12 protein-coding genes and 1 tRNA gene are annotated in these 16,732 nt (G+C 35.2%); 5 read left to right on the top strand and 8 right to left on the bottom strand.

The window, feature by feature from the left end:
- Positions 1-34: 34 nt before the first annotated feature.
- Positions 35-1,729, bottom strand: a complete 1,695-nt coding sequence (locus C8N28_RS08555; RefSeq protein WP_132223819.1) for a M56 family metallopeptidase — start codon at positions 1,727-1,729, stop codon at positions 35-37.
- A 1-nt stretch (position 1,730) separates the two neighbouring features.
- Positions 1,731-2,105: a BlaI/MecI/CopY family transcriptional regulator gene (locus C8N28_RS08550; RefSeq protein ID WP_132223816.1), complete on the bottom strand. Its 375-nt coding sequence runs from the start codon at positions 2,103-2,105 to the stop codon at positions 1,731-1,733.
- A 352-nt stretch (positions 2,106-2,457) separates the two neighbouring features.
- Here C8N28_RS08550 and C8N28_RS08545 point away from each other — a divergent pair, with 352 nt between their 5' ends.
- Together C8N28_RS08545 and C8N28_RS08540 are read left to right on the top strand one after the other, a co-directional pair.
- Positions 2,458-3,135 (top strand): metallophosphoesterase family protein, encoded by a 678-nt coding sequence (locus C8N28_RS08545; RefSeq protein WP_246012780.1) that lies wholly within the window; start codon positions 2,458-2,460, stop codon positions 3,133-3,135.
- A complete protein-coding gene (locus tag C8N28_RS08540) occupies positions 3,116-3,721 on the top strand; it encodes a hypothetical protein (protein WP_246012779.1) in 606 nt (201 codons plus the stop codon). The genes C8N28_RS08545 and C8N28_RS08540 overlap by 20 nt, the downstream gene beginning before the upstream one ends.
- Positions 3,722-3,742: 21 nt before the next feature.
- Here C8N28_RS08540 and C8N28_RS08535 read toward each other — a convergent pair whose 3' ends face one another.
- From C8N28_RS08535 to C8N28_RS08520, 4 genes are all read right to left on the bottom strand, one after another.
- The gene (locus C8N28_RS08535; protein WP_132223810.1) at positions 3,743-6,238 is read right to left on the bottom strand and encodes a cation-translocating P-type ATPase; all 2,496 of its coding nucleotides are present in this window, start codon (positions 6,236-6,238) and stop codon (positions 3,743-3,745) included.
- Positions 6,239-6,643: 405 nt separating this feature from the next.
- Positions 6,644-7,405 (bottom strand): SDR family NAD(P)-dependent oxidoreductase, encoded by a 762-nt coding sequence (locus C8N28_RS08530; RefSeq protein WP_132223807.1) that lies wholly within the window; start codon positions 7,403-7,405, stop codon positions 6,644-6,646.
- Between the two features lie 450 nt (positions 7,406-7,855).
- Positions 7,856-8,419 (bottom strand): hypothetical protein, encoded by a 564-nt coding sequence (locus tag C8N28_RS08525; protein ID WP_132223804.1) that lies wholly within the window; start codon positions 8,417-8,419, stop codon positions 7,856-7,858.
- 655 nt (positions 8,420-9,074) lie between these two features.
- Positions 9,075-9,146: transfer RNA gene (locus C8N28_RS08520), tRNA-Glu, on the bottom strand.
- A gap of 339 nt (positions 9,147-9,485) precedes the next feature.
- On the opposite strand from C8N28_RS08520, the gene C8N28_RS08515 reads away from it, so the two are divergent.
- The 3 genes from C8N28_RS08515 to C8N28_RS08505 are packed head-to-tail and all read left to right on the top strand — an operon-like array spanning position 9,486 to position 12,358.
- Complete coding sequence (locus tag C8N28_RS08515) at positions 9,486-10,610, top strand: Re/Si-specific NAD(P)(+) transhydrogenase subunit alpha (RefSeq protein ID WP_132223801.1); 1,125 nt, start codon at positions 9,486-9,488, stop codon at positions 10,608-10,610.
- Positions 10,611-10,635: 25 nt separating this feature from the next.
- Positions 10,636-10,923, top strand: a complete 288-nt coding sequence (locus tag C8N28_RS08510; RefSeq protein WP_132223798.1) for an NAD(P) transhydrogenase subunit alpha — start codon at positions 10,636-10,638, stop codon at positions 10,921-10,923.
- Positions 10,924-10,969: 46 nt separating this feature from the next.
- Entirely contained in the window at positions 10,970-12,358 is a 1,389-nt protein-coding gene (locus tag C8N28_RS08505; protein ID WP_185140135.1) for an NAD(P)(+) transhydrogenase (Re/Si-specific) subunit beta, read from the top strand.
- Between the two features lie 40 nt (positions 12,359-12,398).
- Here the strand turns inward: C8N28_RS08505 and C8N28_RS08500 are convergent, their stop codons facing one another.
- Together C8N28_RS08500 and C8N28_RS08495 are read right to left on the bottom strand one after the other, a co-directional pair.
- Positions 12,399-15,476, bottom strand: coding sequence for an SbcC/MukB-like Walker B domain-containing protein (locus C8N28_RS08500; RefSeq protein ID WP_132223792.1), 3,078 nt, complete (start codon positions 15,474-15,476; stop codon positions 12,399-12,401).
- The gene (locus tag C8N28_RS08495; protein WP_132223789.1) at positions 15,473-16,696 is read right to left on the bottom strand and encodes a metallophosphoesterase family protein; all 1,224 of its coding nucleotides are present in this window, start codon (positions 16,694-16,696) and stop codon (positions 15,473-15,475) included. The genes C8N28_RS08500 and C8N28_RS08495 overlap by 4 nt, the downstream gene beginning before the upstream one ends.
- Between the last annotated feature and the right edge of the window lie 36 nt (positions 16,697-16,732).

Here is a 16,732-nt window from a genome sequence, read left to right as displayed (position 1 = left end):
AAATTCTGAATAAGAACAGATATTAGATTATTTGTTAATTTCTTTTATTGCTTTGCCCTTCTTCAACCGGTGTTTTTATTTTATCCTGCCATTCTAGAGAGTTAAATTTTTCAACGAATTCTTTGGTCATTTTTTCATACATATCAGCTGCATTTTTTATGTCGGCTATCTTTGCTTCCCACTCAGGCGACTGTAACTTCTCTTCCCATTCTTTTGATAATAATTGAGCCGCTTCAACTTGTACTTTTATTTGTGATTGCCATTCTTCAGAGTTAAATTTTTCAGCGAACTCTTTAGCCATTTTCTCAGAAATCTTAGCTGCATTGTTTATGTCGGCTATCTTTGCTTTCCACTCAGGTGATTGTAACTTCTCTTCCCACTCTTTTGATAATAATTTCCCTGCTTCAACTTGCGCTTTTACTTGTGATTGCCACTCTTCAGAATTAAATTGAGCGGCCAATTCTTTAGCGGTTTCAGATAGGCCTTGAGCATTTTTCTCTATCCCGGCAATTTTAGATTTCCATTCCGGTGATTGAAAATATGTTGCAGTAGAATCTTGTAAACTGCTCCATAGAGTATCTCGTTTCTCCATTTTCTTGGTCGCATCCATATTGGATACTTTTGCTATAAAATCAACTTTGACAGAAGAAGGTTTTGCGTTAGGATGAAGAACTGTATTAAGAGAGTTTGGTGAATACGTTGATCCAGTTATTTTTATTTGATTTTTGGAAGACTGTGCGGTGGGTTGTGTCCAAGCAATAGCTGCTATACCGATAATCCCTACAGACAGCGCTACCAATTTTTGTTTGCGGTTTACATAATTTGTTTTCATGGTTATTATACGTTTAATTCTATTTAATAAATCAGATTTAGTATAAAATGCTGCCATTCCCAAAGGATGATGGCCCTTCTTTCTTAATTGTTCGAGGTGCAAAAGAGCTTCAGCATATATTCTGGGTTGAACATTTAATTTGATAACGGAATCATCACAAGCATATTCTCTTCCTTTTTCGATCAAGTTTCCCAAAAGCCAAATAAACGGATTGAAAAAAAGAATAGTTTCAATGAAAACTTTTAAGAAATTGAGTAAATAATCGTTGCGCTTAATATGCGTCAATTCATGAATCAATATCGCCTCCACTTGCTGCATATCTAACCTATTGACCGCGGCAATGGGAAAAAATACAAAGGGCTTTAAATATCCGATCATCATGGGCACTTCTACCAAAGATGAGATTTGAAAATTTACTTTCCTTTTTACTCCCATCTTTATTATTAAATCATCAAATAGTAACTGCCAGGCATGTGGAACAGATGAAAGACCTTTAGATTTTATTTTGTTCAATTTGAAATAGCTTCTTACCAACTTTATTCCTTCTATCAGTATTCCAATGATATACACGCTTACAATAATGGGAAAATAAGGCTCAATGAAAAGATGGCTTTCAACAGTGTTTACAAGAGCAGAAGGATACTGTAAAGGGTTTTCTAATAGCTGCATCGCTATTTCGGCATTCATTGTAAGAAAACCTTTCAGAAATATTGTTATAAAAAAGAAAAACAAAGCAAAAGAACCTAGGAGAGAAAAGTGACTCTTCGCTGAAGCGCTCATTTTTGGAAAAACATAAAACAAACAAAGAATTAATATATAAATAATAAAGCCAAACCATAAAGAATGCAATATACTCCATCCAAGAGCGGAGCTAAATTTTACAACAAACTCTTCCATCTTATTTCAATTTTAAACTATCTAAATACCTTTTAATTTCCTCAATCTCTTGTTCGCTGGCTTGCTGATTCCCTAAAGCTTGCATTACCAAGCGAGATGCTGATCCACTAAAAATATCATCAATCATTTTTCCAACCAATTGCTTTTCTATTTTATCTTGATTGATCATCGCACTATATACATGGGATTTACTGGAAGTATCTCGGTCTACTAAGCCTTTTTCGTGCATAATCTGCATTAACTTTAATGTCGTAGTATATCCAGATTCCTTATTTTTTATCAATTCCTCATGTACACTCCGAACAGTACAAGATCCCATCCTCCATAATATTTGAAGAATCTCCATTTCACTTTCAGTGGGTTTTTTCTCAATCATTATTTATGTCATTCATATGTACGAATCAATTCGTATACTAATGTACGAAACTATTCGTAAGTGCAAAATATTTTTTATAATTTTTTCTGAAAACAAGAAAAAGTACATAAGCCGCTTTAATTGGTTAATAAAAAATCATCTCTATGTCAATAATTTTTAATCAGATGATTTGACCAGTTTAGACGAAGATCCAACCTTTTTTAAGAGGTAATTGATAGCGATTTTTGTAATAATGAAAGCTTCTTATTTATTACTGTTTTTCTGTATAAGCATTTTCAGTTGTAAAAATCTCGAATACAGCCCCAGTCAAATACTTGATAAAGACTCTTATAAAAATATAAATGCAAGTAATTTGGAAAGATTAGGTGATGGCAGCCAGGATGATACTGTACGGTTTATTGTAACTGGCGACACCCAAAGATCATACGATGAAACCATTAAATTTTATAGAAAAGTTAACTCCATACCAGAAGTAGACTTTGTTATTGTGGCCGGGGACGTTACCGAGTTTGGTACTTTAAAAGAAATGCAATGGTTAGCCCGGGAACTGAATAATCTAACGGTTCCATACGTAACTGTTATAGGAAATCATGATCTGACCATGCGAGGAAGAGATGTTTTTAAACGAATGTATGGTGAGCTCAATTATTCTTTTAATTACGGAGGAGTAAAGTTTATTTGCCATGATACAAATAGCAGAGAATATCAGTTTAGTGGCAATGTACCAAATATACCGTGGCTTAGAAAACAGCTGCAGCCTGAAGTTGGAATAAGTAATTATGTAGCAATTTCTCATGTGCCTCCTATTTCTGACGACTTTGATGAAAAGCTTGTAAAAGACTATGCAGCTGCTTTTGATGAGACTCCGGGTTTTCTTATTTCCTTTCATGGACACACTCATAATTTCGAAGAGTTCAAATTAGATAACTCCAATATCCCTTATGTAATTACAAGTGCTATGGGAAAGCGTGAGTTCTTATTGGCGGAGATTATAAATACTAAATTAAGTTTTGAACAAATTTCTTTTTAAAGTATCATTTATCATCCTGTTTCTCTTTTTAGGAACAGCGAAAACTTTTGCACAAAAACTAAAATTCTTAATTCCTGATGCAGGCATAGTGCAACATGCAGGCAGTATTGGATACTTCAGCGTAGGTGCCGGGTATGAAATCTTCAAGAATAAAAAAGGATATTTAGACTTCAATTATGGTTATGTGCCTGCTTTTAAAGGAGGAGAACTTCATGCTGTAACAGTAAAATTGGCTTATAAACCGTTTGAAATAAAATTGAGCGATTGGGCAAAACTATATCCTTTTAATCCAGGTTTCTTTCTTAGTTATACTTTTCAAGAAGACCTGGCTTACAAATTTCACTCAAGTGAATACCCGAGAGGTTATTATTATTGGTCACCGGCGTTAAGACCGCATCTATCGTTTTCCAACGAAATTGAACTTTCTATACCAGAATCATGGGATGGTTTGGGTATTAATAAAATAGGCTTATATACAGAATTCAATACCAACGATTTCTATATTGTTAATTATCTTCAAAATACTTCGTCTCTATCATTATCTGATATTTTTCAGCTTGGGATAGGTGTTCGATTAAAGTTCTGATACGATGAACTAGCCCTTCATTCAAAATCTTCTGCGCTTCGCCAACTTCACTAATTCGTACCAAATAACAGATAAAAAACCAATACTTATACTAATACCTAACTGTTTATAGTTTAATGACTCAAAACCAAAAAAATTTGCTGTTGCACTCGAATAAATCATGATGCCTACAGCCAGTATAGTTATTCCAATAATCATATATACTAAATTATTCCTATAGAGGGATGTGGTCAGTATCGAATAATAGAACGATCTATTAATAAGCGTTAAAAAAATATTGGCAGAAATTAAAACAGAAAATGCCATGGTTCTTACCACAGATTCGTCAAAACCTTGGTTAACTGCTAATTGATAAGTAAATAAAATTCCAACGGTAATCATCAAGCCCTGTATCACACTCGTAATCAACTCACTAGAATTAAAAAAGGTAGATGTAAAGGGTCTTGGCTTAGCTTCCATAATATTTTTCTCCATTGGTTCGTTCTCGTAAATTATGGAACAAGTTGGCCCCATAATCAACTCTAGAAAAATAATATGAATAGGTGAAAAAATATTGGGATAAACCCAACCCAATGCCAAAGGAATAAAAACCGTGAGGATAATCGGAATATGAATGGATATGATATATTGAATGGCTTTCTTTAGATTGGTATAGATTTTTCTTCCCATCCCGACTGCATCGACCATCTTGGCAAGATCATCTTCCAAAAGAATTAAAGACGCTGCCTGTTTGGCAATTTCAGTACCCTTTTTACCCATAGCAATACCAATATGTGCTGATTTAAGAGCCGGACCGTCATTTACACCATCACCTACCATCGCTACAATTTGATTATTCGCCTTTAACGCATTGATTATTCTTAGTTTTGCTTCAGGAAACATTCGAGTAAAGATCTGGATATCCATTACTTTTTCTTGTAATTCAATATCGTTGAGTTTCATCAACTCATCACCGCTCATACTAGCTTCACAACCTCTGAAATCTATTTGTTTAGCAATGGCTGATGTGGTAGCAGCATTATCTCCAGTGACAATTTTTACATCCATTCCTGCTCCATAAAACCCTTTTAAAACCTCTCTAATATTTTTTTTGGGAGGATCATAAAAAGCTACGATGCCTAGGAGTTTAAAATTATAGGCTTGTTGTTCAATTAAAAACATATCACCATCGAATTGGGCTTCACCCACAGCCAATACCCGAAAACCACTTTCAGCCAAGGTTATAATAGCATTTTCTATTTGCTCCTTTTCTGAGACAGACAAGCTGGACACCGCTATGATGGCTTCGGGTGCACCTTTAGCCGCTAAGATTCTCTTTCCTTCTTTATTTTCGAAGATGTGAGTCATCATAGGAGGCTTTCCTCCTAATGGATACTCATGAATCATTTTAAAATCCAGACGTTCATCTATCTCTATGGTTTTGGTATAAGCATCATGCAATGCTATTTCCATAGGATCAAATGGAATGGGTTCACTCGCCCACATCGCTATACTAATTAGGTGTTTTTCATCTTCATTGATATTGTTTTCAAGAGTTGATATTTTGGTCGATTGCAATGCAAAAATCCTAGCCAGACTCATTTTATTCTCGGTAATGGTTCCTGTTTTATCGGTACAAATTACTGTTGCACTACCCAGGGTTTCAACCGTTTTCATCTGCTTAACAACAACCCCCATTTTCATCAATCGCCAAGCACCTAAGGCCATAAATACTGTAAACGCAACAGGAATCTCTTCAGGGAGAATACTCATGGCAAGCGTTAATGCTTTTAACAAACTATCTAACCAATCAAAAGAACGAAAATAATTTATGCCCCATACAATCAAAAACACAATGGCACCTACGAAAACCATTTTTTTAACGAAACTACTAATCTGCTGTTCTAACGGTGTTTTTTCTTCTTTTATATTCTCTAAGCTCTTCCCAATCTTTCCTAATTTAGTATTATTTCCAATGGCAGTAATTTTACCAATAGCCATACCGGTAGCCACACTCGTTCCGCGATATATAGTATTATCTTCTTTTGTTTTATCTTTAATGACAGGTAACGATTCTCCAGTAAGGATGGATTCATTTACCGAAAAGTCATTAGAATATACGATTGAGCAATCTGCAGAAATTAATGTCCCCTCTTCGACTATTAAATAATCACATATGACCAATTCATCGCTCTTAATTTCTTGGGCCTGGCCGTTGCGTATGACTTTACAATGTGGTTGAGATATATCTTTCAGTTTCTCCAGGGCATTTCGGCTTCTTGAATCCTGATATAAAGAAATTGTACCAACCAATATGATAGCTACTGCAAGAAAAATAGCGTCATTGTATTCCCCACTTATAAAATAAATAAGCGAAGCGACCAACAATAAGGCAATCATGGGCTCTTTCAAGAGGCTTTTTATAGCATCAATAAATCTATTTTCTTTTTTAAAAACTAATTGGTTTTGGCCAAACTTTTCTCTTGCTAGAAGAACCTCTTCATTAGACAAGCCCTGAAAATCGAAAGTTTTATTCATTATGTTCTTCGTTACACTTAACAAGTAATCTCTTCTGAATATTATATCATTCCGTTCATTTCTCTTAATTTGAAGAATACAATATACGACTTGCCGGTGCTAAAACAAATGTCGATAAGTCTTTATCTACGCAGTTTTCCAGTGGATATTACTCTGCAGCCAAATCATCTCAAAATGCACTGGTACTTTACCATAACAAGAGAATTAGCATTTCGCTATTTGGATTGGGCCGCTTTTTACATACGAAAAGAAATGTATATTTCAATTTGACTTGAGATGTAAGTCGATAGCAGTAGGGAATTCAAAGAGGCGAACCAATGAAATACCGCCCCTTTGAATAAATGAATATATAGTTTAACTTTTCTGTCTTTAGCCCATTAAAAACGAGGCTTACAGCCTTATTATCTATTGAACGCTCAATCCTCCATCCACAACAACAGTGGTTCCAGTTACGAACTGACTATCGTCGCTCGCCAAAAACAAAACTGCTTTCGTTATTTCATCCGCCGTAGCATAGCGACCTAAAGGAATTGTTTTCTCTAGCTCTTTCTTAGCTTCCGCAGCCGCTCCTGGCGCAAAACCCTCTTCCAAAGAACGCATCATTCTATTATCAACAGGAGAAGGGTGTACCGAGTTTACTCGTATCTTTCTAGGTGCAGCCTCTACAGCTGTTGCCCTCATTATTCCTACAACGGCATGTTTACTAGTAATATAAGCACTTACATTTGGACTACCATTCAAACCTGCAACCGATGAGGTTATAATCATGCTTGCACCATCATTCATTTGTGGTAAAGCATATTTAGCACCTAACCAAACTCCTTTTACGTTTACAGCGATTACCTTGTCAAACATATCTTCCGGATAATCCTCAATAGGTTTCACTACACCTTCTATCCCCGCATTGTTAAAGAAGATGTCGATCTTTCCATAAGCCTTTACTGCTTCATCCACATATTTCTGAACATCACTAGATTTACAGACATCAGCAACGCAATATTGAACATTTTCTTCACCCAACTCTTTTACCGTCTTTTTTAAATCATCTTCGTTTAGATCCACCAAAAACACCTTGGCTCCTTCTTCTAGAAACACCTTAGCAGTCTGTCTACCAATACTACCAGCACCTCCAGTTATTAAAGCAATTTTATTTTCTAATCTTTTCATAATGTATAATTTAAATGTACTTTATCTATAACTACAACGAAGGTAAAGCTTTAGTGAAGAGCTTGATTTGCTTCAAGTCACTTACAAACGTAATGTCGATCACTTTTATAAAACTTAGAAGCTCATTCTCATTCTTTATCCTTTAAAACTTTTGTTGCCTTTACACAGAATTTATCCTATGCATTAAGTTCCTACCCAAAATTTACGTTTATCTACCACAAGTGCTGCAATTAACCATATTCAATTGATGGTCTTTAATCGACACTCTGTACTGGAGGTATTTTCTGGGAATATTAGTCATATTATTAATAAACTCAGTTGGAGTTAGAAGCGAAGAAAATTTGTGATGGGGTTATTTCAGGAGGAGGAATAACTTTTCTTGGCTTGCTGGTTGGGTTGCATTATTTGTTTTCGTGTGCCAGGTAAGGAAATTAAGTGTGGATGCAAATTTTAGTTTTTATTATTTTTAAGAATGTTTTTAATTTCTTTTAATTCGTATGCAATTCTCCCAGCATAATTAGTAGGTGGGTTAGTAATACTTACTCCTAGTAATTCTTTTAGCTCAAGATTTATTTTCCTTTCATATCTCTTTCCATAAATATTACTATAGTTAATTTTTAAAGTTATGTTATCTTTAATCTTCGCCTGATGTTCCTGTGATAGATCAGTAAAAAAGTATTCAAATCTCTGTTTAGAATAAAAGTTTTCTTTCCCATTTAAAATAATACCTTTTAACGCCAAGTCAAATAGCTTGTTGTCATAGAATCCGAAATTTTTTATAATTTCGAATCGAACATTCTTGGCAAAACCCGACCCAGTGTTCTCAAATACTATATATATGAATGATACATCTGCTTCAGCACGTTTAAAATATATGCTGATATCAGGTGTGTTTTGAAATTCTCTTGTTAAACGGCTTTCTTTTACAAGTTTCCAAGTTAAAATAGAATATACAACTGTAGATAATGCTACAATTCCTGAAAATACTAAAGTAACAAATTCATAATTTGCCATAATTCAAAAAGTTGATTTAATAAAATTCAAATATAAATGCTACTATAACCAATTCTTGATTCTTTTTATCAGATCAAGTTCATTCATAATAATAATTTTTAGTGGTTAATCTAATTAACTAAGACTTTACACATTAACGAATATAGAGTATTTTATGTTAACTCTTATAACTACTGATTAACAGATCATCCATTAATATTTTACTTATTCCTATCCTTTGGAATATTAGAATCGTTAATTTAAACTTGGAATCTTTCTAATTTTGCCTCATTCTAATTCAGCTTATTATTGACCTTTAATAAAAAGAGAGAATCCTAAAAAACTAATAGATTGAATTATGATCAATTAGAAATTATTGAGAAAGGATAATTATGGGTCTTTGCACGTTTGCAAATCCTTATATAAGGATTTGCAAACGTGCAAACTTAGTTTTGTATTGTCTTCCTTTCGTTTGCTTAACTGAGTTCGTTACTCGTGTAGTTGCCATTAATTCTAGAATTAGGTTGAAGATAGAGTTAATGTTGGGTACAACAATGGGTACAACAAGAGCATGAATTATATGCCTTTTACTGCTTTAACCTGCGTAGTGCTGAAATGAAAGTCTGGTTTTAGAGCATAAAAAAAGCGGATTGAAAGCAATCCGCTGAATTTAATGTAGCCCGTAGGGGAATCGAACCCCTGTTTCTAGAATGAAAATCTAACGTCCTAACCCCTAGACGAACGGGCCATTGTAATCGAAAATAACATCCTATTTTCGGACTGCAAAGATAATCCTTTATACTACAAATCAAAGAATACTCAAATATATTTTCAATCAATTTATTCAATGAATAGAATTACAACGATACTAACATGCTCGTTTATCTTTTTAAAAGAAAAACGTCATGTGTAGATTGACAATCTTCATAAAACATTACACACATAGCTCATAACAGCACATAACAGTCATATCGTCCATAATTTTTAATATTGCCACATAGATTAAGCAATTAATAATTAAACCTTTATATTTGAATCTATTGCAATTAACACTAAGCAAGACCAAAATTAAAAACCTTAAAATCGAATGAAATTAGGCGTACTAAAAGAATCCAAAGAGAAGGAAAAGCGAGTAGCTCTTACTCCTGAATTGGTGAAACAGCTTATTAAAAAAGAATTTGAAATCCTTATCGAACAGGGTGCAGGAGATGAATCAAAGTTTTCTGATAGCGATTATATAGCTGCAGGAGCTAGTATCGCTTCCAAATCTGAGATATGCAATACTGATGTTATCCTGAAAGTAAATGCTCCCACTCTAGAGGAAGCAAATCTTATGAAGAATGGTGCAATAAGTATCTCTCTGTTATATGCTTACACACAAAAGGAACTTTTAGAAGTATTTAAAACCAAACAGATTTCTGCCTTTGCAATGGATGCTGTACCTCGTATATCAAGAGCTCAGAAAATGGATGCTTTAAGTTCGCAAGCAAATCTTGCTGGCTATAAATCCGTAATCATGGCTGCCGATGCATTGGGTAAAATATTTCCTTTGATGATGACTGCAGCAGGAACTATTACTCCAGCGAAGGTTTTGATTTTTGGTGCCGGTGTTGCAGGATTACAAGCCATAGCTACTGCTAAACGTTTGGGCGCAGTGGTTGAGGTTTCTGATGTAAGGCTTGAAACCAAAGAGCAGGTTGAATCTTTAGGTGGCCGTTTCCTGGTTGTAGAGGGTGCAGATGAAGTAAAAACTGAAGGTGGCTATGCCAAAGAGGTTTCTGCTGAATTCTTAGCTAAGCAAAAGAAGCTAGTTGAAGATAAAATAAAAGATGCAGATATTGTTATAACTACAGCTTTGGTTATTGGCAAGAAATCTCCCTTATTGGTTACAGAAGAGATGGTTAAATCTATGAAATCAGGATCTGTTATTGTTGATATGGCTGTTGAATCAGGAGGAAATTGTGAGCTATCTGAATTTAATAAAACAGTAGTAAAGCATGGGGTTACGATTATCGGTGAATCTAATTTACCCGCGCTTCTTCCTATCAATGCCAGCCAACTTTATGCTACTAACATAAGTACTCTTTTACTGCACTTAGCCAACAAAGAGGGTTTTAAATGGGAAATGGAAGAGGATATTACAAAAGGAGCTTTGATAACCCATCAGGGTGAGCTTGTGCATGAATTTACTAAGTCTATTCTATCTAAATAAAATAAAAATCTAGAAAATATATTTTATGACTGCAGAATCATTTATCATTTTATTATACATCCTGGTATTGGCCAGCTATGTAGGTTTTGAATTAATTAATAAGGTACCGCCTACACTCCATACGCCCTTAATGTCTGGCTCAAATGCCATTTCAGGGATTACTATTGTAGGAGCAATTATTGCCTGTAACGTATTAAATTATGGAGCTATTAGTAAATGGTTAGGTATGATTGCATTAATATTAGCTACCATAAATGTTGTAGGAGGATACGCTCTTACCGATCGTATGCTTAAAATGTTCAAAAAGAAATAAACTCTTCAATTTAGAGGAATTATACAAACTCTACTAACCTATTGTAATGAATATTCTTATACAAATTGCTTATTTAGCAGCATCTATATTATTTATTATTGGCATTAAAATGCTTGGCCGTACCAGTACTGCTAGAAAGGGAAATTTCCTTTCTTCTTTAGGTATGTTCATTGCCATCTTTGCTACTGTCATTCAAGTTGAGGCCATAACCTTGGTTGATATTTTAATCTGTGTAATCATTGGTTCTGCCCTTGGTTTATTTATTGCCTTTAAAGTTCAAATGACCAAGGTTCCTGAAATGGTTGCCTTATTCAATGGATTTGGAGGCTTGGCTTCCCTTACAGTAGCTTTAGCAGATTTCTGGCTAAATACACAAGAAAAAGGCCTACAGGTTGATCAAATCACTGGTATCAGTGTTGCGATCAGTATTTTAATTGGCGGGGTTACTTTCACTGGTTCTTTAATTGCCTATTTAAAACTTAATGGTAAGGTTTCAGGAAAGGCCATCACATTTACTGGTCAACACCTTATTAACCTTCTCTTATTAATTGCTGCAGTTGGTGTTTCAGTATTTGCATTGACTGATTTCTCAAATCCTACTTTTATGATTGCCCTGGCAATTTTATCGTTGGTTATAGGAGTATTGGTTGTAATCCCTATTGGGGGAGCTGATATGCCGGTAGTTATTTCCTTACTGAATTCTTATTCTGGAATGGCGGCTTGTGCTACTGGTTTCGTGCTCAATAACAATGTATTAATCGTAGCCGGAGCTTTGGTAGGTGCGTCAGGAATTATTCTTACTCAAATCATGTGTAAAGCGATGAATCGCTCATTGATCAATGTTTTATTAGGTGGCTTCGGACAAACGTCTGGAAGTGGCAATCAGGCTGACGGGCCGGAGATTGCTGTTAAAGAAGTAGGTGTTGAAGAAGCTGCTCAAATCTTTGATTCTGTATCTTCTCTAATCATTGTTCCGGGTTACGGAATGGCTGTTGCACAAGCACAGCATGCTATTCGTGAATTAAGTGAATTGTGTGAAAAAAGAAATATAAATGTTCGTTTTGCAATTCACCCTGTTGCAGGAAGAATGCCCGGCCATATGAACGTTTTGCTAGCAGAAGCGAATATATCTTATGATAAACTAATTGAAATGGATGAAATTAATGATGACTTTGCAAACACAGATTTAGTATTTGTAGTAGGTGCAAATGACGTTGTTAATCCAGCTGCAAAAACAAATCCTGATAGTCCGATCTTTGGAATGCCTGTCCTTAATGTTGAGAAAGCGCAAACTGTAATTGTAACTAAAAGAAGTATGGGTAAAGGCTATGCAGGTATCGAAAACGAGCTATTCGGAGCTGATAATTGCTTAATGCTTTTTGGAGACGCCAAACAAACTATAACCAAATTAGTAGGAGAGTTAAAGGAATTATAATATTCCTTTAACTCTTTCCTTCCTGTGGAAGGTTCGGTAATTATTCCCAGTTCCCGGTAATCTTACTTCCTGTAAAAGGGTCGTTTACGATAGTAAGAAACACATCAATCTCTTGTTGTAGTTCTTCTACATGCGATATGATTCCTACAATACGGTTTTCTTTGCGAAGTGATTTCAGGGTCTCGAAAGCAATTTGAAGTGACTCTTTGTCTAAGGAGCCGAAACCTTCATCTAAAAAGAAGAAGTTTTGATTCGATTTGTTTTGCTGCTGTACACTCTCAGCCAAAGCTAATGCTAACGAAAGGGAGGCTTGAAAGGTTTGTCCGCCTGATAAGGTCTTTACATTTCTAACTTTCCCATTATTTAAAAAATCTCTTACCTGAAAATCATTCTTATCGGTAACTTCTAAACGTAGCTGCTGCCTTGTGAGCTTATAGAAGCGATTGTTTGCGGCATGGCATAGATTCTGCAAATAAACTGTCGATATGTAACTAACAAAACCGCTTCCTTTAAAGAGCTGTTTAAGTGTATTAATATTTAAAGCTCGGTGTTGTAACTTCTCATATTCCTTCTCAAGAAGGACTTTCTTATCATAATCTTGCTTATTCTTTTTTAGCAATTCCGACTCCCGTACATAATTGGAATGAATACTTTCAAGTTGATTTTTCAACTCATTAAGCCCTGTTTCGAGCGATAAGAATGCTTCCTCATTAAACACACGATCGCCTAATACATCATGTAATTGACTAAGGCGCTGTTGAATTGCAAACACTTGCTGTTTATGATCTATTATCCTTTTTCTAATTGATACCAGATCAATTGATTCTTTTAAGATCAACTGGATTTGTTCAAAATCAGAATAAGGAGACTGTGCTAAATCATTCGTTAATTCAATCTCAAGCCTTTGAAGTAGCTGATCATTTTCAGATATAAACCGCTTGGATGAATTAATCCGCTCCGATAAAGTAATCTTCTGATTAGTAAGAACCTTTTGTTTTTCAGCGAAAGCCTCAAAGCGTTCTTTGACAGACTCGATGTTAGCATACAACTCTTCAATCTTTAATCTCAAATCAGCTTCCGATACTTGTTGATGATCTTCAAAAGAAAGACTTTTAAGTTGCCGTTCAAGAGTTAAAAACTCTGTGCTCTTTCCAACCAACTGAATTTCAAATCCATTAACTGCATTCCGATACCGATCATAATCTGCATTCTTTTGTAGTAATAAGGTCTCATGATCCGTAATTTCTTTTTCTATAGCCTTGATTTCCGCTTGTATTTTATCAGTTTGCTTAACTGCCGAATCCACCAATTCTGGCTTTTGTGAAGAATAATCCGTCCATATAAAAGCCTTTTCATGTTCTAGCTTAGCCAAATTTTCCTGCTCCAACTGCTGTTTGATACTCGCAATCTGCTGTAAAATTATCTGCTCTTCATATAAAAGATGCGACAGGTCTGCAAGAAGTCTTTCTAAAGATTCATCAATTCCCCTTAGTTCTTCTAAATGAGTAGTTGCATTCTCTAAATGCGCTAACACATTATCTGCCTTTAAAGGCTCCGGGTGATGGATTGAACCACATAAAACACAAGGCTCTCCATCATTTAGCTGGCTGCTAAATTCACCTAATTTTACCTGCAGGGTATATTGATCTATTGCCCCTTGAACCTCCCGATGTTTTCCACGATAATGCTCCCTCAATCGCAAAACTTGTTCACGATGATAATTAGGAGAAACGCCAGAATCAACATCTTTCAATAAAGGGTGAGTTAATTGTTGTTGAATAGTTGAAGCAGTAACCTTGGCTTTCTCATTTAAGTCAGTTAATTTACCCTCGTAATTTTTTATCAATTGATCCAGGTGTTCTTTTTTAAAGAACCATGCTCTTAAATCTGAAAGAATATTTAAATCTGGCAAAGATGCCTTTAGCTCTTGATTCTTTGTCTTTAATGCAACTAATTTATTCTCAACAACTTCTCTTTCTTTAGCCTCTTTATCTACATAAATCTGTCCCTCTTCGATCCGCTTTTTAAGTTTCTCTTCATCAACCTTTATTTGAATTAAAGAAAGAATGTGCTTATAATCAATCGCTAATTCTCTATATTTCTCTTGATTCTTATATTCTGATTCTATCCCTTCTTGCTCTTTTGTTAAAGATTCAAGCTCTGTAGAACATTCATTGAAAAGACGTAGTGATTCATCCAGAGAATCTCTTTGCTTTTTAATGGAAGCCTCAATCTCCGCTTTGCGTTCTAATTTGCTCTTAAAATGTAATTGACAATATTCATAATCTTGTACCTTTTTATCTAACTGTTCTATATCCAATCCAGATTCTAGAAGCAAGTCTAATTGCTGTTGATAGGAAGCACGATCATCATAAAGTTTTTTCTGCTTTAATTGTACTTGATATAGTTTTTCCTCTGCAAGTAGATGCAACTTTTTAAGGTCTAATTCTTCTTTTAATTGATGCACTTCTATTTCCTTCTCGTCAATTACTTCCTTTATAAGGTTATCATAATGAGAAAGTTGGCCAATTAAATTCTGAAGATTTTCATTGTTCTTGCGTTCCAAACTAGCCGTTTGATAGAAAAACTCATACTTATTAAGGTTGAATATCTCTTTCAACATATCCGTTCTGGCCTTATCACCCAATTGCAGAAATTCCTGAAACTTTCCTTGTGGAATAATAATCGTTCTTCTGAAATTCTCATAGCTAAGGCCTAATATCGATTCTGCCGAAGTATGTTCTAATGGTAACCATTCACCATTTGCATATTTGTAAGTGCTGCGATCAAAAGTATTTACTTTGGTGAAATCTTTTCCATTCCTCTTTCCCCGCACTATAAAACGATATTCCTCATCATCAAAATTTCTGAATTTAAAATCGATTAATAGATCATCCGATTTCAAATTCATCATATTGTAATTACGATTATCTCGCTGATTCAACCTTTCGGTTTCTCCATAAAGTGCAAAAGAGATAGCCTCAAGAATTGAGGACTTACCAGAACCAACAGATCCAAATATTCCGAACAGTTGCCCTTCAATCAGCCGATCAAACTCAATCGTCTGTGATTCCTGATAGGAGTATAATCCTTTAATAGTTAATGATATAGGTATCATTCTTCGTTCTGCTCAGCTTTAATCTCTTTAAATAAATCGAATAATTCATCATTCACTTCTACGCCATGTCTATGTTGAAAATATTGCTTAAACAAATCCTCAATACTCTGATTAAGATCAAGCGATTGAGCATGAGATTCTAATGCTCCTAAATTGACCAGCTCCGGGATAAGGGTAACTATTCCACTATGTGCTTGTAGCAGCCGTTTCCGATCGTCAGATCGCATATATTGATCTGTAACCATAGTAAGTTCTACAAGCGAATCTGCATTCTCTTGCAGCCAGTTAACGGCCACATCGATATCTTCAAAGCGCTTACGTTGTAGCTTTTTACCTTTTGTTAAAGGGATCTTTGAATACTGAACCTCTTTTGCCGGCTCTATATCTAATATCACAACAAATTTCTGCTGTTCGGCCTCAGCAAAGCTATAACTTAAAGGGCTGCTGCAATAAACCAAAGGACAAGGTTTGTTGTCTATTACCTGATATCTATGTAGATGCCCCAATGCCACATATTGAATCTGTTGAGGTACATTTTCAGAATATATAGCCTGCGCGCCTCCAACATGTAAAATCGGCTTCTCATCTTCTGGTTCTTCAGGGGGTGTAGAACCTTTCTTCATCATAAACAAATGCGTCAATAATATATTGACACCCTTATTATCACAATATCTATCTGCTAGTTCCTTCCACCTGGTTTCTAAAACATTCCGCAATTCACGATCTGTCTCCTCTATTCCTAAAAACGTTTTTAAACGATATTCATTGGCGTATGGAGTAATGATTATACGAAGCGCCGCCTCATGTTCAGGTAATTTTAATTCAAGAAAACCCGGTTCACTTTGAAGGATAGAAATACCACATTCCAATTCTCCGACAGCTATGGTAGAATCCGGGTATCCGGCAAATAAAATACCACACTCTCGTGCTAAAGAATCCGGAGCTTCAATCCGATCTGGAGAATCATGGTTACCTGCAATAGCAACAACCACCCTCTTTCCATTATTTGAAAGTCTTTTAAGGCTTCTATAAAACAATTCCACAGCCTCAGTAGAAGGATTGAAATTATCAAACAAATCTCCGGCTATCAATACTGCATCTACATCATTATCTTCTGCAATTTGTATAATCTCTTCCAAAACCTCGCGCTGTTCATCTATACGCGAGAATTTTTCAAGACGTTTTCCAAGGTGCCAATCTGCTGTATGAAGAATTTTCATCCCAATAATCTAATAGATTTATTCAAATTGTAAAAT

The sequence above is a fragment of the Albibacterium bauzanense genome, from assembly GCF_004339765.1.
GTDB classification, from domain to species: domain Bacteria; phylum Bacteroidota; class Bacteroidia; order Sphingobacteriales; family Sphingobacteriaceae; genus Albibacterium; species Albibacterium bauzanense.
The sequence above is the reverse complement of the archived record's forward strand: the minus strand, read 5'-3'. Positions and strand labels throughout refer to the sequence as shown.

Coding starts and splice junctions, on each gene's coding strand:
- C8N28_RS08555 (WP_132223819.1), bottom strand. CDS start 1,729: ATGGAAGAGTTTGTTGTAAAATTTAGCTCCGCTCTTGGATGGAGTATA.
- C8N28_RS08550 (WP_132223816.1), bottom strand. CDS start 2,105: ATGATTGAGAAAAAACCCACTGAAAGTGAAATGGAGATTCTTCAAATA.
- C8N28_RS08535 (WP_132223810.1), bottom strand. CDS start 6,238: ATGAATAAAACTTTCGATTTTCAGGGCTTGTCTAATGAAGAGGTTCTT.
- C8N28_RS08530 (WP_132223807.1), bottom strand. CDS start 7,405: ATGAAAAGATTAGAAAATAAAATTGCTTTAATAACTGGAGGTGCTGGT.
- C8N28_RS08525 (WP_132223804.1), bottom strand. CDS start 8,419: ATGGCAAATTATGAATTTGTTACTTTAGTATTTTCAGGAATTGTAGCA.
- C8N28_RS08515 (WP_132223801.1), top strand. CDS start 9,486: ATGAAATTAGGCGTACTAAAAGAATCCAAAGAGAAGGAAAAGCGAGTA.
- C8N28_RS08510 (WP_132223798.1), top strand. CDS start 10,636: ATGACTGCAGAATCATTTATCATTTTATTATACATCCTGGTATTGGCC.
- C8N28_RS08505 (WP_185140135.1), top strand. CDS start 10,970: ATGAATATTCTTATACAAATTGCTTATTTAGCAGCATCTATATTATTT.
- C8N28_RS08500 (WP_132223792.1), bottom strand. CDS start 15,476: ATGATACCTATATCATTAACTATTAAAGGATTATACTCCTATCAGGAA.
- C8N28_RS08495 (WP_132223789.1), bottom strand. CDS start 16,696: ATGAAAATTCTTCATACAGCAGATTGGCACCTTGGAAAACGTCTTGAA.